A 17,015-nucleotide genomic window follows, 5' to 3' on the forward strand; every position below is an offset into this window, starting at 1 on the left:
CGTTCAAATGCAACGGCTTAAGAACCGTTCGCAACTGCAAAATTCACGATCCGGGGCAGCACCCGGTCGGTCGCCTCGAAATGCGGGGCGTGGCGGCAATCGGGCACCAGCCAGGTCTCGCAAGGGCCGGAAACCCTGGCTTTGATGGCGTCGAGCTGGGCCTCGGTGCCGTATTCGTCCTCCGCCCCCTGGATCGCCAGCACCGGGCAGCGGATCGAGGGCAGCGCGTCGCGCATGTCGAAGCTGCGGAAACCGGGGGTCGGCCACAGCTCGGCCCAGTTGGCGAAGGTGAAATCGGTCTTGTCGCCGTGATAGCGGGCCAGCACGGCGCGCAGCCTGGAGTCCGGGGCGTGGAAGGCGGCATGGGCGACGGCGATGCCGGCCAGGGTGACGTCCTCGACGATGACATGCGCCGCCTCCGACACCACCCAGGCGGCGCGGCCGGGATGCGCCGCGGCGAACAGCAGGGCAATGCTGCCGCCGTCGCTGTGCCCGACCAGCCCGGCGCGGTCGACGCCCAGGGCGTCCAGCACCCGCGGCAGGGTCTCGCGGGCCTCCTCGTACAGATAGCGCTCGCCGCGCGGCCCCGGCAGCGGGTCGGACCGGCCGAAGCCCAGCCGGTCCTGCGCCAGCACCGGATGGCCGGTGGCGGCGGCCAGCCGGGCCGCGACATCGACGTCGCGGCGCGTCCACTGCGCGACGGAGCCGAGGCCTTCGTGTAAAAGCAGCAGGGGGAGGCGCCCGGCCCCGCCGGGCGGATCGAGGCGCTGCCAATACAGGCTGTGCCCGTCGATGCCGATGAAGCCGTCGCTGCGCTGCAGGGGCGCCTGGCCGTTTGCCCGGGTGTCCATGGCGGCCTTCTCCGTCATCAAAGCAACACGCGCCCGTCATGCCGTCGTCGCGCGCCCATGGTCAACAGGGCACACGGGTCGACAGGGCGCAGGACGTTGGGGGATCGGATATGGCGAAGACAAGGTTCGCGGCGATCGTCGCCCTGCTGGCCTGTGCCGCGCTGCCGGCCCGGGCCGACGGCATCGGCCGGCTGCGGCTGATCGGCGAGGCGGCGCTGCCGCAGGGCATGGATTACCGCGGCACCACCGTCGGCGGCCTGTCGGGGCTGGACTGGGACCCGGCGGCCGGGCAGTGGATCGCGCTCAGCGACGACCGCTCCGACAAGGCGCCGGCCCGGTTCTACACCCTGGCGATCGACTATGATGCCGAGGTGGTGCGCGGCATCGCCGTGACCGGCGTGGCCACGCTGCGCGACGCCGCCGGCCAGCCCTTCGCGCCGAAAAGCGTCGACCCCGAATCGATCCGCCGCGACCCGGGCGGCGCGCTGTACTGGAGCAGCGAGGGCGGGGTGAAGGCCGGGATCAGCCCGTCGGTCAACGTCGCCGCGCCGGATGGCGGGCTGCGCCGCAGCCTCGACCTGCCGCCGCGCTACCGGGCCGCCGTGGACGGCGCCAGCGGCCCGCGCGACAACCTGGCCTTCGAGGGGCTGGCGCTGGGGCAGGACGGGCGCACGCTGTTCGTGGCGATGGAAAGCGCGCTGGTCCAGGACGGGCCGATCGCCACGCTCGGCAAAGGCAGCCCGGTGCGCATCGCCAGCTACGACACCGCGACCGGCCGGGCGGGGCCGGAGCATGTCTACGTCACCGACCCGATCCCGGTGGCGCCGCTGCCCGGCGGCCAGGCCGATAACGGCGTGTCCGAGATCCTGTCGGCCGGCGACGGCACGCTGCTGGTGCTGGAGAGGGCTTACGCCCAGGGCCGCGGCAACTCGATCCGGCTGTACCGCGCCGACCCCGCGCTCGCCACCGATGTCGCCGGGCTCGACTCGCTGCTCGACGGCAGCTGGCTGGCGATGTCGAAGACGCTGGTGCTCGACTTCGCCACGCTCGGCGTCACCCTCGACAATTTCGAGGCGATGGGCTGGGGCCCGCCGCTGGCCAACGGCCATCGCAGCTTGGTCGTGCTGTCCGACGACAACTTCAACCCGCTGCAGGTGACCAAGGCGCTGGTGTTCGAGGTGCTGCCGGCCGACATGGCGGCCGGCGGATAGGCTCCGCCCGTCGCGCATGAGCCGGGCTCATCCGCCGGTCGAGAAACCGCAATCGAGGGGCAGGGGCGGCTGCACATGGCCTTCGCCATCGGGGTAGCCGACCTTTCGGCGTGGCGGGCGCGGCTGGAGCGGGAAGGGGTCGCGCTGACCGGCGAGGCGCATTGGCGCTTCGGCGGCACCAGCCTGTACACTGGTCAGGCGGTTGCTAAGACCTGAAACACACCCGCATGTGCTGCAGCATGAGCCAGAACGACGCGACGAATGAAGAGTTCTTCAGTGATCTTCGGGCGCTGATCGACGGATGGTGCGATCGACGTTGTCTGCACCTCCTCGCGGCCGTGCTGCCGTCGTATGTCGGCTTCAATGGCCTGGCGGACGATTGGGGTGAGCTTCGAGACGCATTGAAGATTGCAGCCATTTCTCAGCGGGATCCGCTGCTCTCAACCGAACGCGAAACCATTGCCGATCTCGTGCGGACGGCGGATCACAGACTCGAGTACCGGTAAGTCGCGTTCCCGCCCAAAGGCGACGATTTCAGCCACGCCCCATCGGGTTTTGATCCTGGCCGCTTGACCCCAGGCCCAATGGCGCATCCCTCCCACGGGACGGGAGGGATGCGCCATGACCGACAGGCGGTCAGTAATCCCAGAAGACCGGGACCCAGCGGAAGGCGTCGCCGGCTGCCGCCACCCGGCCGACCGACGGGAACGGCAGGTGGGTGGCCACCAGAAGGTCGCCGGTCTCCGCCAACTCCCGCAACAGACGGCCCCGGACGCGGGCCGATTCCTCGGGATCGTGTTCGAAGCCGTTGTACCAGTCGGGGTGCTCGAACCCGACCGCGAACACGAGATCCCCGGCGAAGGTCAGCCCGTCGCCGCCGGACGCCACGCGGACCACGCTGTGTCCGGGGGTGTGGCCGCCGGTGCGACGGACGACCACGCCCGGCGCCACCTCGTGCTCCTCCTCGAAGGTCCGCAGCTGGCCGCGGTACTCGGCCACGAAATGCTTGGCGGCCGACCGCAGGGCGTCCGGGAACCCCGGCGGCATCGAGACGTGGGAGAAATCGGGCGCCTCCCAGAACTTGACCTCGGCGGCGGAAACGTGGATCCGCAGGTCCGGACGCAGCCGCTCCTTCACCCCGTCGACCAGCAGCCCGCCGACGTGGTCCATGTGCATGTGGGTCAGCACGACGTCGGTCACCTCGGCGAGGTCGATGCCGGCGGCCTCCAGCCGCTTGATCAGCTGCCCGGCCCGCGGCAGATGCAGGTCCGGGTCGGACCCCAGCCCGGCATCGATGAGGATGGTCTGGCCGCCGCTGCGCACCACGACCACGTTCAGCGCCCAATCGAACGCGTCGGGCGGCAGGAACATGTCCTTCAGCCAGGCCGCCCGGACCGCCGGGTCGATGTTGTGGGCCAGCATCGCGGTCGGCAGCGGCAGCACGCCATCGCTGACCACCAGCACGTCGATGTCGCCGATCCGCAGCGCATAGCGCGACGGAACCAGTTCTTCGGGCTCCGGCCTGCCGGGGGATGAGATACTGTCCGGGCTCATGTCTGTCTCCTGCTGATCGCCTTGCAAACGGCATGGGCGACGCTACGGCGCGGCTGGTTTGCGGTCGATTGGGTCGAGGGAGAGGGCGGGCCATACCAGGGGATAGGTTCTGTCATTCGGGATAGGGGACCCGATAAGGTCCGGCCCGAGCCTCATATCGATCACGGTTGCTCCTGCTGGTAATTCTGAAAGGATCGCAGGAGGGGAGGGATGCGCCATGGCCGACAAGGACTCCATCGGGTCGACCAGGGCCCCCGGCACCACGGGTCAGGATCCCGCGCTGCTGCGCCGCCTGCTGCGCGCCAAAGATCGGATGGACGCCGCCTCGCAGGAGGATTGGCCCATCCCGCGGCTGGCCAGCGTCAGCGGCGTCTCCGAGGCCCATTTCGCGCGGTCGTTCAGGCAGGCCTTCGGCGTCCCGCCGCACCGCTACCTCCTCACCCGCCGGCTGGAGCGGGCCAAGGCGCTGCTGCGCGACACCGACCTGCCGATCACCCAGATCGCGTTCGAGACCGGCTGGAACAGCCTGGGCACCTTCGGCCGCGTGTTCCGCGACGTCACCGGCGAGAGCCCGGGCCAGCTGCGGGCCCGCGAGAAGGCCGCCCCGCACCAGCCCGACCGGGTGCCGGCCTGCGTCCTCGGCGCCGCCCACCGGCCCGGCCTCACAATCGCAGTTTCGGAGAAGCGGCGGCGGGACGGGGGCGATAGGGTCTGCGGGTCCGAAGCAAACGAGGAAACGGAGGTCCCATGAGCCAGGGTGTCGGGGTGGTCGGTCTGTACGTCCGCGATCAGGACGAAGCCCTTCAATTCTATGTCGAGAAACTCGGTTTTCGCGTCCACACCGATGCGCGGAACGGCGACTTCCGCTGGCTCACGGTGCAGCACCCGGACCAGCCGTCCTTCCAGCTCGGCCTGTTCACGGCGCAGTCGCCGATGGTCGATGCGGCGACCGCGCAGGCCCTGCGCGAGATCGTGGCGAAGGGGGCGATGCCGCCGCTGGTGCTGGTGGTCGACGACTGCCGCGCCGCCCATGACCGGATGTCCTCCCGCGGCGTGGAATTCACCCAGGAGCCGATCGACCGCTACGGCACCGTCGACGCCGGCTTCCGCGATCCCTCGGGGAACGGGTGGAAGATGATCGAGGGGTAAGTGGGATGAGCGCCTGAGCCGGGAAGCGCGCCCCAGCCTTACCGCCGCATCGCCACGAAGCGGCCATGGCGGGCGGGGAGGGTGGGAACCCCGAAATCCGCCCAGGCCCCGCCATGTCCGTCGACGCTGTTCTCCCGCCCGGCCCCCCGCCCGGCCCCACCGTGCCGCCAATCCGGCGCTTCCGCGCCGGATCGCCGTCGCTGAAGGTGCTGGCCATCGTCATGCTGATCGTCGCCTTCGTGCTGCCGGTCTTCCTGGTCAGCGACGTGATCGGCGAGCGCGAGGATCGCTACCGGTCGGTGGTGTCGGAGATCGGCAACAGCTGGGGCCGGCCGCAGCAGGTGACCGGCCCGATCCTGGTGGTGCCGTTCCGGGTGCCGGCCGAACGCCGCGCCGACGGCACCCTGCCGCCGCCGCTGGAGCGGCCGCTCTACATCCTGCCCGACCAGTACAAGATCAGCGCCTCGGCGGCGCCGGAGACGCGGCGGCGCGGGCTGTTCGAGGCGGTGGTCTACAGCGCCGACCTCGACCTGTCCGGCCAGTTCCTGATCGGCGACGCCGCCGCCCTGGCGGGGCCGGAGGCGACGATCGACTGGGCCTCGGCCTATCTCTATGTCGGGGTCGCCGACCCGCGCAGCATCCGCGAGGGCGCCTCGCTGCGCTGGGGCGGGCACGAACTGCCGTTCCAGCCCGGCGCGCCGGGCGAGCTGGGCCAGTCTCTCGGCGCCGGCATGACGCTGCGGGTGCCCGGCCTGACGGCGGAGTCGGCCCAGACGCCGATCCCGTTCGCGACCACGCTGCGGCTGAACGGCAGCGAGCGCATCGACTTCCTGCCGCTCGGCCGCTCGAACCAGGTCACCGCCAGCTCGAACTGGCCCGACCCCAGCTTCGACGGCGCCTTCCTGCCGGTGCGCACCACCATCGGGTCGCAGGGCTTCACCGCGGAGTGGGAGCTGTCCTATTTCGGCCGCGGCTATCCCCAGGCCTGGGTCGGCGGCGACGGCAGCTACCTCTCCGCCATCGCCAGCTCGGCCTTCGGCGCGCGCTTCTTCCAGCCGGTCAACGCCTACCAGCAGACCCAGCGCTCGGCGAAGTACGGCATGCTGTTCATCGTCTTCACCTTCACCCTGTTCTTCCTGTTCGAGACGGTGGCGCGGCTGCGCATCCACGTCTTCCAGTACGGGCTGGTCGGGCTGTCGCTGTGCCTGTTCTACCTGCTGCTGCTGTCCTTCGCCGAACAGGTCGGCTTCGCCGGGGCCTATGGCGTGGGCACCGCGGCGGTGGTGGTGCAGATCGTGCTGTACTGCCGGCCGGTGCTCGGCACCTGGAAGCGCAGCGCGGTGCTGGGCGCCCTGCTGGCGATCCTCTACGGCACCCTCTACGCCCTGATGCAGCTCGAGGACCTGGCCCTGCTGCTGGGCTCGATCGGCCTGTTCCTGGCGCTCAGCGCGGTGATGTACACCACCCGCAAGATCGACTGGTACGCCGCGGTGCCGTCGCCGGTCGACCCCGCAGGGCCTACTGCCTGACCGAGGGCCGCCTGACCGGGCGGGGAGGGCCGCCGCATGGTGCGCGACGGCCCTCCCATCGTTCTTCTCTCGCCCGCCTCTGCGAACACGTGTCCCATCGTCATGAACACGTGTTCAAACCGTCATCCCTCCGTCTTTCAAGCCACCTAGCATGGCGGTTGCGCCGGACCGGGCGGGCCGGATCGCGGCGCCTGACGAAGGGGGATCCGATGAGACGAGGTCTTGCGTTCGGGGTGGTCGCCATGGCCGCCCTGCTGTTGTCGGCGGTGGGAGCCCAGGCCCAGGGGACGATCGGCATCAAGCCGCCGCGGCCGATCGTCTTCGATCCGCCACCGCCGCCGCCCGCGGTGCCCAACGCCCAGGCGCTGTTGGGGACGACGCCCTACAACGCCGCCTATTGGTCGCGGCCGCACAACACCTATGAGAAGACGAGCTTCGCCCGGCTGACCGACGCGCTGGACCGCGGCAACCAGGCGATCGAGCTCGACGTCTATGACGATTATCTCCTGCCGGTGAAGCACAACCCCGGCGACTCGATCGCCCTGAACAATTGCCGGGGCGGCGCCGGCGGCTTTCTGCGAGACTGCCTGGCCGACATCCGGGCCTGGAGCGACGCGCATCCCGGCCACCTGCCGATCACGCTCCAGCTCGATCTCAAGCCCGGCGACCTGGTGTTCGGGGGCTGGGACTCGTCGGCCAAGACCGCACTCGATTCCACGATCGCCCAGGAGCTCGGCGCCAAGGTCTACCAGCCGGAGGCGCTGCGGGCCTTCACCGGCTACGCCTCGCTGCGCGAGGGCGTCTACCGGGCCGGCTGGCCCAGCATCGATGCGCTGCGCGGCCGCGTCATCGTCCTGATGATGGGCGGGCCGATCGGCGACAAGAACGACACCCAGGAAGAATACATCAACCAGTTCGGCGCCAACGCCCACATCTTCGTCTGCCCCGAGGCGCATGAGCCGAAGCATTTCTACTGGAACAGCGCAGCCAAGGATTTCGACGACCCGAACACCAACAAATGGGTGATCTGCGGCAACCAGGCGGACGACAAGTACTGGTATAAGGACACGCTGACCGCCCAGCAGAACGGCCAGCTGGTCAACCTGTGGTCCAGCAACACGCAGCGGTTCGACATCTTCAACCACATGTATCTGGCGGCCGGCTGGGGCGCATCGATGATCAGCCGCGAGACCCTGCAGACCTGGGGCGGCAAGCTGCCGCTGAACGGCATCCGCCGCTCGGTCCCGACCGGCTTCACCCTCAGCAGCGAACTGACCGGCCTCTGCGTCGAGATCCAGAGCGGCGTCTACGCCAACGGCTCCGACCTCAACCAGTTCAACTGCACGACCGGGACGGCCCAGCAGTGGCACTACAGCGACGAGACCCAGCTGCGGGCCGTCGGCAACGACGAGTACTGCTTCGACATCAATGGCGGTGACGGCAACAATGGCGACCAGCTGCACATCTGGGATTGCGACGGCGGCTCCAGCGAGAAATGGCAGCTGCAGCCCGACGGCCAGTTGGTCGGCATGACCGGCCGCTGCGCGGACGTGGTCAACACCAATCTCGGCACCCGGCTGCAGATCCGCGATTGCAACGGCGGCGCCGGCCAGCGTTTCCGGCTCCACAGCTACCCCAGCGCCAACGACCCGCATTACTGAGGGGCCGCATTGCTGAGGGGATGGGAGGGTCGCACATCGCGGCCCTCCTGCGTGAATACGTGTGCATCGATCGGAAACACGTGATTGATGGTTCATGAACACGTGTTCAAATTGTCTCGTGACTGTCATCCGGCCGTCGCCGAACGCTCCTAGCATCGCCGTCGCGCGGTGCCGGGTCGGCCGGCAGCGGCGCATCTGCCAAAGGGGGGGAGCTGATGGGACGGGGTTCACTATCGGGGGCGGTCGTTGCGGCCGGCCTGCTGCTGCTGTCGGCGGTGGCGCCGGCTTTGGCCGACGTGCCGGCGGCCCAGCCGCTGGCGGGATCCACGCCGTACAACGCCGCCTATTGGTCGCGGCCGCACAACACCTATGAAAAGGCGCATTTCGCCAAGCTGACCGATGCGCTCGACCGCGGCAATCAGGTGGTCGAGATCGACATCTACGACGCCTCGGGCTTCCCGGTGAAGCACAACCCGGGCGAGGCGGACACCGCCAACAACTGCAAGGGCGGCGCCGGCGGCCTGCTGCAGGATTGCCTGCGCGACATCAAGGCGTGGAGCGACGCCCATCCCGGCCACCTGCCGATCACGGTGCAGTTCGACCTCAAGCCCACCACCGGCCTGTTCGGCTGGGGCGCCAGCTACATGTCCGGGCTGAACAACCTGGTGATCAGCGAGTTCGGGGCCAAGGCCTACAAGCCGGAGGATCTGCGCGGCTTCACCGGCTACGCCTCGCTGCGCGAGGGCGTGTTCCGCGCCGGCTGGCCCAGCGTCGATTCGCTGCGCGGCCGCATCATCGTGCAGATGATGGGCGGCCCGATCGGCGACAAGAACGACACCCAGGAAGAGTATGTGAACCAGTTCGGCGCCGCGGCGCAGATCTTCGTCTGCCCCGAGGCGCATGAGCCGAACGACTTCTACTGGAACGGCAACGCCAATGATTTCGACGACGCGAACACCAACAAATGGGTGGTCTGCGGCAACCACGAGGCGGTGCAGTACTGGTACAAGGACACGCTGACCGCGCAGCAGAACGGCCAGCTGGTCAATCTGTGGTCCAGCAACGAGACCCAGTTCGACGCCTTCCAGCAGATGTATCTGGCGGTGGCCTGGGGCGCCTCGATGATCAGCCATGAGAGCCTGGAGACCTGGGGCGGCAAGCTGCCGCTGAACGGCGTCCGCCGCTCGGTCGCAGGCGGCTTCTCGCTGCGCAGCGCCTCCAGCGGCTTCTGCGTCGAGATCCAGAGCGGCCTCTACGCCAACGGCTCGGACCTCAACCAGCGCAGCTGCACCGGCGCGGTGCCGCAGCAATGGGTCTACAGCGACGAGACCCAGCTGCGCTCGGTCGGCAATTCCGCCTACTGCTTCGACATCGAGGGCGGCAACGGCAACAACGGCGACAAGCTCCATATCTGGAACTGCGACGGCGGCTCCAGCGAGAAGTGGCAGCTGCAGACCGACGGACGGCTGATCGGCATGAACGGCCGCTGCGCCGACGTGGTCGACAACACCGTCGGCACCCGGCTGCAGATCCGCAACTGCAGCGGCGCCGCCAGCCAGCGCTTCGACATCGTCACCAGCCCGAACGCCAACAACCCTCATTTCTGAGGCGGGTGGAGGGATGGCTGCGCCGGCCGGGGGGCGGCGCAGTCCGAGGGGGCAGGGCCGTTCGCGGCCCTGCCCCTTCCGCTTTGCCCCCCTTCCGCTTCGACGGGTCCGGCTGCTATGCCGGGACATGACCGCGATCCGCCGCCCATGCCCGCCCCAAGCGTGACAGCCCCCAGCCTCAAGGCCGACGACCTCGCCTGCCTGCGTGGCGGGCGGCTGGTCTTCGCCGGGCTGTCCTTCCGGCTCGCGGCCGGCGAGGCGCTGGTGCTGACCGGGCCGAACGGCAGCGGCAAGTCCAGCCTGCTGCGGCTGGTCGCCGGGCTGGTGCCGGCCTTCGCCGGCACACTCGACTGGACCGGCGCCCCCGGCTCGATCGCCTATCTCGGCCACCAGGATGCGGTGAAGCCGGCGCTGACCCCGCGCGAAAGCCTGCGCTTCTGGGCCGCCACCGCCGGCGCCGTGCCCACCGCGTCCGGCATCACGGCCGCGCTGGCGGCGGTCGACCTCGCCGGGCTGGACGACCTGCCCTGCCGCTACCTCTCCGCCGGCCAGCGCCGGCGCCTGGCATTGGCCCGGCTCGAACTCGGTCCTGCCGTGCTGTGGCTGCTCGACGAACCGACCCTCGGCCTCGACGCCGCCTCGGTGGCGCGGCTGGAGGCGCGGATCGCCCGGCACCGCGCCGCGGGCGGGCTGGTGATGCTGGCGACCCATGTGCCGCTGGCCCTCGACGGCGCCCGGGGTCTGGCGCTGCAGGATTTCGCGGTGGACGAGGCGCCGCTGTGAGGGCCTTCCTCACCCTGCTGTCGCGCGACCTGCGCCTGGCCCTGCGCTCGGGCGGCGACGTCGCCGCGGTGCTCGCCTTCTTCGTCATCACCGTGGTGCTGTTCCCGCTGGGCATCGGGCCGGAGGCGGCGCTGCTGGCCCGCATCGCCGCCGGGGTGGTCTGGGTCGCGGCGCTGCTGGCGACCTTGCTGGCGCTCGACCGGCTGTTCGCCCAGGACTACGAGGACGGCTCGCTCGACCTGCTGGTGCTGTCGCCGCTGCCGCTCGAGGCGGCGGTGCTGGCCAAGGCGCTGGCGCATTGGCTGCTGACCGGGCTGCCGCTGATCCTGCTGTCGCCGCTGATGGCGGCCATGCTGGGGCTGCAGGCGGGGGTGTGGCCGGTGCTGGTGCTGTCGCTGCTGCTCGGCACGCCCTGCCTCAGCCTGATCGGCGCGGTCGGCGCCGCCCTGACGCTGGGCGCCCGGCGCGGCGGGGCGCTGCTGGCGCTGCTGATCCTGCCGCTGTTCATCCCGGTGCTGATCTTCGGCGCCGCGGCGGTGGAGGCGGCGTCGACCGGCCTGACCGCGCGGCCGCATCTCTTGCTGCTCGGCGGTTGCCTCGCCGCCGCCCTGCCCCTGGCCCCGATCGCCGCGGCGGCAGCGCTGCGCCAGGCGCAGTCTTAGGATCGTCAGCTGGCGTCGTCTGAAGGGCCGCCGGCGGCGGATCCCGGCGCCGGCAAATCGGACGCGTCGCGATCAGGATCTTTGCGCGGGATATATTCGGTCACGAATCCCTCCGTCCAGCCCGTGCGGCCCAGCGTGAGCTCCTGGATCTGGAAGCCTTCGGGATAGTCGACAAATCCGGGTTTTCCGTGCAGCCGGGCGATCACGGCCTCCGCCTCGGCGACGGTCGCATAGGCTCCGATACGCAGTTCCGTATCCTCGCGGTGTTCGTATTCGCGTACGAACCAGAGATCATAGATAATCGTCATCGCCGCGGTTCCTGGGTGCCTTGACGCCCGAACTATGGGCGGGCGGGGAGGCGGCGGCAATGTTTGCATCCCGCTCACCCGTATCGTCGGAGGAGACATTGAGCACTGATTTCGCTGCCGATCCCGAAACCTATGACGCCTGGTTCCGGGCCAAGGTGCGGGAGGCGCTGGCCGACACGCATCCGGCGATTCCACATCGGCAGGTGATGGTTGAGGTCCAGGCGCTGATCGATCGGAAGCGCCGCGCCCACCCTCTCATCGTCTCGACCCTTCGTCCGGGGTGACGCCGGGCCCGGCCTCGCGTAATGCTTGGGAAAAGGAACCCGGCCGATGCTTCTCGTCCCCACCACCGTCGGACCCAGCCGGATCGAAGGCCTGGGCCTGCTCGCCGCCGAACCGATCGCCGCCGGCACCGAGGTCTGGCGCTGGCACCCCGTGTTCGACGCCTTCCTGCCCGATGCCGAGGTCGCGGCCCTGCCGGCCACGGCCCGCGCCTTCCTCGAGCGCTACGCCTATCCCGCGCCGGAGCTGCCGGGCGGGCTGTCGCTGAACCTCGACGACGCTCGCTTCATGAACCACAGCGACGACCCGACGCTGGAGACGGTGGGCGAGGTCTGCGTCGCCCGGCGCGACATCGCCGCGGGGGAGGAGCTGACCTGCGACTACGGCGCCTTCCATCCCGGGCTGCGCGACGTCATCCAGGCCTCGGCCCAGGCCGCGGGGCGCGGCAATTGAGCCGACCGACAGGCCTTCGGGCTTTGACTATGGTACGCTTCCACGAACGCCACGCCATGCCATGCACCGCTTCGCCAATCCCGCCCGCTTCCTGCGTCTGAGCGCCGCCCTGCGGCCCTGGGCCCTCGGCGTCGCCCTGCTGACGCTGCTGGGCGGGCTGTGGCTGGCGCTGTTTGATTCGCCGCCCGACTACCAGCAGGGCGAGACGGTGCGGATCATGTACATCCATGTCCCCGCCGCCTGGATGGCGACCATGGTCTACGCCACCATGGCCGTGGCCTCCGCCGTCGGGCTGGTGTGGAAGCATCCGGTGGCCGAGCTCTACACCAAGGCGGCGGCGCCGCTGGGCGCCGGCTTCACCGCGCTGTGCCTGGCCTCCGGCTCGCTGTGGGGCCAGCCGATGTGGGGCACCTGGTGGGTGTGGGACGCCCGGCTGACCAGCGTCTTGATCCTGTTCTTCATCTATCTCGGCTACATCGTCCTGGTCTCGGCCTTCGACGACCAGCAGCGCGGCCTCAAGGCCGGCGCGGTGCTGACCCTGGTCGGGGCGGTGAACCTGCCGATCATCAAGTTCTCGGTCGACTGGTGGAACACGCTGCACCAGCCGGCCTCGGTGATGAAGCTGGGCGGATCCTCGCTCGACCCGTCGATCCTGTGGCCGCTCTTGGTCATGGCGGTCGCCTTCACCGCGCTGTTCGTCTGGCTGGTGCTGCTGCGCACCGAGACCGAGATCGCCGAGCGCCGCATCCGTGCCCTGCGCCTGGCCACCGCCATGGCCGCGCGCGGCGGGGATGCGCCGGCGCTGGGCCACCCGGTCGGATGACGCGGCATGGCTGACTTCTTCGCGATGGGCGGCTACGCGGCCTATGTCTGGGGCGCCTACGGGCTCGCGCTGGTGGTGCTGACCGGCCTGGTGGTCGCCACCCTGGCGCGGCGGCGCAGCAGCCAGCGCAGCCTGGAGGCGCTGGAGCAGCTGCGCGGCCGCAGGGGCCGGGCATGACCCGCAAGCGCCGCCGCCTGATGCTGCTGGGCCTCGCCGCCCTTGGCCTGTGCACCGCCTCGGCCCTGGCCCTGTCCGCCTTCCAGGACAATCTGCTGTTCTTCTACAGCCCCAGCGAACTTCATGCCGGCAAGGTCGCCGAGGGCCAGCGCTTCCGTCTCGGCGGGCTGGTGGTCAAGGGGTCGCTGCAGCATCTGCCGGACGGCCACACCATCACCTTCACCGTGACCGACACCGCCTATGACGTGGCGGTGCGCTACGGCGGCATCGTGCCCGACCTGTTCCGCGAAGGGCAGGGCGTGGTCGCCCATGGCCGGGTCGCCCCAGACGGCACCTTCATGGCCGACGAGCTGCTGGCCAAGCACGACGAGAAATACATGCCGCCCGAGGTCGCCAAGGCGCTGCAGGATGCCGGCCATCCCAGCGCGCCCGGCGCCTCCGGCAAGCCGGCCGTCTCGGCCGACGCCACGCCTGCCAACGCCCCCCCCGCCAACGCCATGGTCGCGCAATGATTCCCGAGATCGGCCACTACGCGCTGGTGCTGGCGCTGCTGCTCGCCGTGATCCAGGCGACGCTGCCGCTCTACGGCGCGGCGCGGCGCCATCCCGGGCTGATGGCGATCGCGGAGCCGGCGGCGACGCTGCAGCTGGCCGCCATCCTGATCGCCTTCGCCGCCCTGACCTGGGCCTATGTCGTCTCCGACTTTTCGGTCGCCACGGTCGCCGGCAACAGCCATTCGCTGAAGCCGATGCTGTACAAGGTCACCGGCGTGTGGGGGAACCATGAGGGCTCGATGCTGCTCTGGGTCCTCATCCTGGCCCTGTTCGGCGCCTCGGTGGCGGTGTTCGGTGAAAACCTGCCGCCGACGCTGAAGGCCCGGGTGCTGGCGGTGCAGGGCATGATCGGCATCGGCTTCCTGGCCTTCATCATCCTGACCTCGAACCCGTTCCTGCGGCTGAACCCGGCGCCGCTCGACGGCCAGGACATGAACCCGCTGCTGCAGGATCCCGGCCTCGCCATCCATCCGCCGTTCCTCTATCTCGGCTATGTCGGCTTCTCCATGGCGTTCTCCTTCGCCGTCGCCGCCCTGATCGAGGGCCGGGTCGACCCGGCCTGGGCGCGCTGGGTGCGGCCCTGGACGCTGGCGGCCTGGTCGTTCCTGACCATCGGCATCGCGCTCGGCTCCTACTGGGCCTATTACGAGCTCGGCTGGGGCGGCTGGTGGTTCTGGGACCCGGTCGAGAACGCGTCGCTGATGCCCTGGATGGCGGGCACCGCGCTGCTGCACTCCGCCCTGGTGGTCGAGAAGCGCGACGCGCTGAAGAGCTGGACCATCCTGCTCGCCATCGTCACCTTCGGCCTCAGCCTGGTCGGCACCTTCCTGGTGCGGTCCGGCATCATCACCTCGGTCCACGCCTTCGCGGTGGATCCGGAGCGCGGCGTCTTCATCCTGCTGCTGCTCGCCCTGACCATCGGCGGCGCCTTCGCCCTCTACGCCATCCGGGCGCCGAAGCTGAAGCTGGGCGGTGTGTTCGCCCCGGTCAGCCGGGAAGGGGCGCTGGTGCTGAACAACCTGCTGATCTGCACCGCCACCGCGACGGTGTTCATCGGCACGCTGTACCCGCTGCTCGACAAGACCGTCTCGGTCGGCGCGCCCTACTACAAGCTCACCTTCGTGCCGCTGATGGCGCCGGTGGTGGTGGCGATGGTGGTGGCGCCGCTGATGTCCTGGAAGCGCAGCGACCTGCCCGGCGTGCTCGGCCGCCTCAAATTCGCTGCCGCCGGCACCGCCCTGGTGGTGCTGGCCGTGCTGTGGCTGCAGGGCGGCGGGCCGGTGCTGGCGCTGGTCGGCATCGCCTTCGGGGCCTGGTGCGTGTTCGGCGCCATGACCGACATCGCCGAGCGCATCCGGCTGTTCCGCATCCCGCTGGGCGACAGCCTGTCCCGCGCGCTGGGCCTGCCGCGCAGCGCCTGGGGCGCCGCCTTGGCCCATGGCGGGCTCGGCATCGCCCTGCTGGGCATGATCGCCACCAGCTTCTGGTCGACCGAGCGGCTGGAGCTGGCGAAGCCCGGCGACCGCATCGACATCGCCGCCGGCTATGCCGTCGAATTCGACGGGGTGCGGGTGGGGCAGGGGCCGAATTACGAGCTGCGCGAGGGCGACCTCAAGCTGTTCCACAACGGCCAATTCCTGTCCGATTTGGCGCCGGAGAAGCGCTTCTACCCGGTGGCCCGGATGCCGACCAGCGAGGTCGCGATCCACACCACCCTGGTCGGCGACGTCTATGTCGCGCTGGGCGAGGCGCAGCCGGACGGGCGCTGGAGCCTGCGCCTCTACCACCACCCGCTGGTGCCGTGGATCTGGGGCGGTGCCCTGATCATGGCCTTCGGCGGCGCCCTGTCGCTCAGCGACCGCCGGCTGCGGGTCGGCGCGCCGCGGCGGGCGGCGGCGCGCGCCGTCGGATCGCCGGCCTGAGGAATTCCCGATGCGTCGCCTGCTGTTTCTCCTGCCCCTGCTGCTGGTCGCGGCCCTGGCCGTCTGGATCGGCGGGCTGCTGCTGTCCGGCCGCGACCCGCAGGCGCTGCCCTCGGCCCTGATCGACAAGCCGCTGCCGCCCTTCACCCTGGCGGCGCTGCCCGGACGCTCCGACGGCGTGGCCAGCACCGATTTCGGCGGCAAGCCGATGCTGCTGAACGTCTTCGCCAGCTGGTGCGTGCCCTGCCTGGCCGAACACCCCGTCATCACCAAGCTGGGGAAGGAGGACGGCATCTCCGTCCTCGCCATCAACTACAAGGACAAGCCGGACGACGCCCTGGCGTGGCTGAAGCGCAACGGCGACCCCTATGTCCGGATCGGCGCCGATGCCGACGGCCGGGCGGCGATCGACCTCGGCGTCTACGGCGTGCCCGAGACCTTCGTGATCGACACCGCCGGCCGCATCCGCTACCGCCACCCCGGCCCGCTGACCCCCGACATCGTCGACCGCGAGATCCGGCCGCTGCTGGCGGAGCTGGCGAAGTGACCGTGCCGCCGACCACCGGCGCCTTCCTTTTAAGTCCCCCCTCCCCCTGCGGGAGGGGGGTAGGGGGAGGGGGTTGTCGATGACGTGCACCCAAATCCGACAATCCCTGATCGATCGATCGGTCAATTATTGCCGCCCACCGTCGGTTACCACGGCACGAACCCCCTCCCCCTATCCCCCTCCCGCGAGGGGAGGGGGGACTCGGTGGGGGCAGGCTTTCCGGTTTGCCCTCAGCGCTCTCTTTCTGGCCCTCGCTTTGGCCGCACCGGCCCGCGCGATCGAGCCGCAGGAGCAGCTGGCCGACCCGGCGCTGGAGCACCGCGCCCGCGAGCTCGGGCAGGAACTGCGCTGCCTGGTGTGCCAGAACCAGTCGATCGACGATTCCAACGCCGACCTGGCGCGCGACCTGCGCACCATCGTGCGCGAGCGGCTGACCGCCGGCGACAGCGACGACCAGGTGCTGCAATTCGTCACCGCCCGCTACGGCGACTATGTCCTGCTGCGCCCGCCCTTCCGCACCGGCACGCTGATCCTGTGGTTCGGCCCGGTGGTGGTGCTGGTGGCCGCCATCCTCGCGCTGATGCTGCGTCGGCGCCGCCGAGCCTTGGCCGAACCGGCGCCGCTGTCGCCGGAGGAAAGCCGCCGCCTGGCCCGGCTGCTCGACGAGGAGAAGGGTTCGTGAGCGGCTGGCTGTTCTGGATCGTCGCCGCGGTGATGACGGCGGGTGCCGTGCTGATCCTGCTGCGCAGCCTGTTCCGGGCCGGCGCCATCCCGGCCTCGGGCCATGACAGCACCGTCTACCGCGACCAGTTGAAGGAGCTGGAGCGCGAGCGCGCCGCCGGCCAGATCGGCGATGCCGAGGCCGAGGCGGCGCGGGCCGAGATCGTCCGCCGCCTGCTGGCCGCCGGCGAGGCGCAGCCGGTGGCGCTGCCGCAGCCCACC

At 70.2% G+C, this 17,015-nt stretch carries 22 protein-coding genes; 19 read left to right on the forward strand and 3 right to left on the reverse strand.

Annotated elements, in window-relative coordinates; genetic code table 11:
• Positions 1 to 17 precede the first annotated feature (17 nt).
• On the reverse strand, positions 18 to 851 hold the full coding sequence (locus tag AB4112_RS12890) for an alpha/beta fold hydrolase (RefSeq protein WP_441720130.1): 834 nt from the start codon (positions 849 to 851) through the stop codon (positions 18 to 20).
• A 110-nt stretch (positions 852 to 961) separates the two neighbouring features.
• Here AB4112_RS12890 and AB4112_RS12895 point away from each other — a divergent pair, with 110 nt between their 5' ends.
• The 3 genes from AB4112_RS12895 (at position 962) to AB4112_RS12905 (ending at position 2,568) form a co-directional block, all read left to right on the forward strand.
• The gene (locus AB4112_RS12895) at positions 962 to 2,062 is read left to right on the forward strand and encodes an esterase-like activity of phytase family protein (RefSeq protein ID WP_441720133.1); all 1,101 of its coding nucleotides are present in this window, start codon (positions 962 to 964) and stop codon (positions 2,060 to 2,062) included.
• A gap of 75 nt (positions 2,063 to 2,137) precedes the next feature.
• Complete coding sequence (locus AB4112_RS12900; protein ID WP_309793899.1) at positions 2,138 to 2,278, forward strand: hypothetical protein; 141 nt, start codon at positions 2,138 to 2,140, stop codon at positions 2,276 to 2,278.
• 23 nt (positions 2,279 to 2,301) lie between these two features.
• A complete protein-coding gene (locus AB4112_RS12905) occupies positions 2,302 to 2,568 on the forward strand; it encodes a hypothetical protein (protein WP_309793900.1) in 267 nt (88 codons plus the stop codon).
• A 130-nt stretch (positions 2,569 to 2,698) separates the two neighbouring features.
• Here AB4112_RS12905 and AB4112_RS12910 read toward each other — a convergent pair whose 3' ends face one another.
• Positions 2,699 to 3,616 (reverse strand): MBL fold metallo-hydrolase, encoded by a 918-nt coding sequence (locus AB4112_RS12910; RefSeq protein WP_309793901.1) that lies wholly within the window; start codon positions 3,614 to 3,616, stop codon positions 2,699 to 2,701.
• Positions 3,617 to 3,833: 217 nt separating this feature from the next.
• Between AB4112_RS12910 and AB4112_RS12915 the strand changes: the two genes are divergently transcribed.
• The 7 genes from AB4112_RS12915 to ccmB all read left to right on the forward strand — a co-directional run bounded on the left by AB4112_RS12915 (position 3,834) and on the right by ccmB (position 11,007).
• Positions 3,834 to 4,367, forward strand: coding sequence for a helix-turn-helix transcriptional regulator (locus AB4112_RS12915; RefSeq protein WP_309793902.1), 534 nt, complete (start codon positions 3,834 to 3,836; stop codon positions 4,365 to 4,367).
• The gene (locus AB4112_RS12920) at positions 4,364 to 4,765 is read left to right on the forward strand and encodes a VOC family protein (protein ID WP_309793903.1); all 402 of its coding nucleotides are present in this window, start codon (positions 4,364 to 4,366) and stop codon (positions 4,763 to 4,765) included. Before AB4112_RS12915 ends, AB4112_RS12920 begins: the two co-directional genes overlap by 4 nt.
• A gap of 113 nt (positions 4,766 to 4,878) precedes the next feature.
• Entirely contained in the window at positions 4,879 to 6,294 is a 1,416-nt protein-coding gene (gene creD, locus AB4112_RS12925; RefSeq protein ID WP_309793904.1) for a cell envelope integrity protein CreD, read from the forward strand.
• A 209-nt stretch (positions 6,295 to 6,503) separates the two neighbouring features.
• Positions 6,504 to 7,955 (forward strand): Ca2+-dependent phosphoinositide-specific phospholipase C, encoded by a 1,452-nt coding sequence (locus AB4112_RS12930; protein WP_309793905.1) that lies wholly within the window; start codon positions 6,504 to 6,506, stop codon positions 7,953 to 7,955.
• Positions 7,956 to 8,170: 215 nt separating this feature from the next.
• A complete protein-coding gene (locus tag AB4112_RS12935) occupies positions 8,171 to 9,562 on the forward strand; it encodes a Ca2+-dependent phosphoinositide-specific phospholipase C (protein WP_441720140.1) in 1,392 nt (463 codons plus the stop codon).
• A 147-nt stretch (positions 9,563 to 9,709) separates the two neighbouring features.
• Positions 9,710 to 10,345, forward strand: coding sequence for a heme ABC exporter ATP-binding protein CcmA (gene ccmA / locus AB4112_RS12940; RefSeq protein WP_309793907.1), 636 nt, complete (start codon positions 9,710 to 9,712; stop codon positions 10,343 to 10,345).
• The gene (ccmB, locus tag AB4112_RS12945) at positions 10,342 to 11,007 is read left to right on the forward strand and encodes a heme exporter protein CcmB (protein ID WP_309793908.1); all 666 of its coding nucleotides are present in this window, start codon (positions 10,342 to 10,344) and stop codon (positions 11,005 to 11,007) included. The genes ccmA and ccmB overlap by 4 nt, the downstream gene beginning before the upstream one ends.
• 5 nt (positions 11,008 to 11,012) lie before the next feature.
• On the opposite strand, the gene AB4112_RS12950 is transcribed toward ccmB, so the two are convergent.
• Positions 11,013 to 11,315 carry a hypothetical protein gene (locus AB4112_RS12950; RefSeq protein ID WP_309793909.1) on the reverse strand — a complete coding sequence of 101 codons (303 nt, stop codon included), beginning with the start codon at positions 11,313 to 11,315 and terminating at the stop codon, positions 11,013 to 11,015.
• A gap of 59 nt (positions 11,316 to 11,374) precedes the next feature.
• Here AB4112_RS12950 and relB point away from each other — a divergent pair, with 59 nt between their 5' ends.
• The 9 genes from relB to ccmI form a co-directional block, all read left to right on the forward strand.
• On the forward strand, positions 11,375 to 11,599 hold the full coding sequence (gene relB / locus AB4112_RS12955; protein ID WP_441720145.1) for a type II toxin-antitoxin system RelB family antitoxin: 225 nt from the start codon (positions 11,375 to 11,377) through the stop codon (positions 11,597 to 11,599).
• A gap of 46 nt (positions 11,600 to 11,645) precedes the next feature.
• On the forward strand, positions 11,646 to 12,050 hold the full coding sequence (locus AB4112_RS12960) for an SET domain-containing protein (protein ID WP_309793911.1): 405 nt from the start codon (positions 11,646 to 11,648) through the stop codon (positions 12,048 to 12,050).
• A 61-nt stretch (positions 12,051 to 12,111) separates the two neighbouring features.
• The gene (locus AB4112_RS12965; protein ID WP_309793912.1) at positions 12,112 to 12,873 is read left to right on the forward strand and encodes a heme ABC transporter permease; all 762 of its coding nucleotides are present in this window, start codon (positions 12,112 to 12,114) and stop codon (positions 12,871 to 12,873) included.
• A gap of 6 nt (positions 12,874 to 12,879) precedes the next feature.
• Positions 12,880 to 13,050, forward strand: coding sequence for a heme exporter protein CcmD (gene ccmD, locus AB4112_RS12970; protein ID WP_309793913.1), 171 nt, complete (start codon positions 12,880 to 12,882; stop codon positions 13,048 to 13,050).
• The gene (gene ccmE, locus AB4112_RS12975) at positions 13,047 to 13,562 is read left to right on the forward strand and encodes a cytochrome c maturation protein CcmE (protein WP_309793914.1); all 516 of its coding nucleotides are present in this window, start codon (positions 13,047 to 13,049) and stop codon (positions 13,560 to 13,562) included. Before ccmD ends, ccmE begins: the two co-directional genes overlap by 4 nt.
• Positions 13,559 to 15,526: a heme lyase CcmF/NrfE family subunit gene (locus AB4112_RS12980; protein ID WP_309793915.1), complete on the forward strand. Its 1,968-nt coding sequence runs from the start codon at positions 13,559 to 13,561 to the stop codon at positions 15,524 to 15,526. The genes ccmE and AB4112_RS12980 overlap by 4 nt, the downstream gene beginning before the upstream one ends.
• Before the next feature lie 10 nt (positions 15,527 to 15,536).
• The gene (locus AB4112_RS12985) at positions 15,537 to 16,073 is read left to right on the forward strand and encodes a DsbE family thiol:disulfide interchange protein (RefSeq protein ID WP_309793916.1); all 537 of its coding nucleotides are present in this window, start codon (positions 15,537 to 15,539) and stop codon (positions 16,071 to 16,073) included.
• Positions 16,074 to 16,329: 256 nt separating this feature from the next.
• Positions 16,330 to 16,755: a cytochrome c-type biogenesis protein gene (locus AB4112_RS12990; protein ID WP_374710608.1), complete on the forward strand. Its 426-nt coding sequence runs from the start codon at positions 16,330 to 16,332 to the stop codon at positions 16,753 to 16,755.
• Positions 16,752 to 17,015: c-type cytochrome biogenesis protein CcmI (gene ccmI / locus AB4112_RS12995; RefSeq protein ID WP_441720152.1), on the forward strand; the 264-nt coding region annotated here is incomplete at its 3' end. The genes AB4112_RS12990 and ccmI, both read left to right, overlap by 4 nt.

The sequence above is a fragment of the Inquilinus sp. 2KB_23 genome (assembly GCF_052115705.1).
GTDB classification, from domain to species: domain Bacteria; phylum Pseudomonadota; class Alphaproteobacteria; order DSM-16000; family Inquilinaceae; genus Inquilinus; species Inquilinus ginsengisoli_A.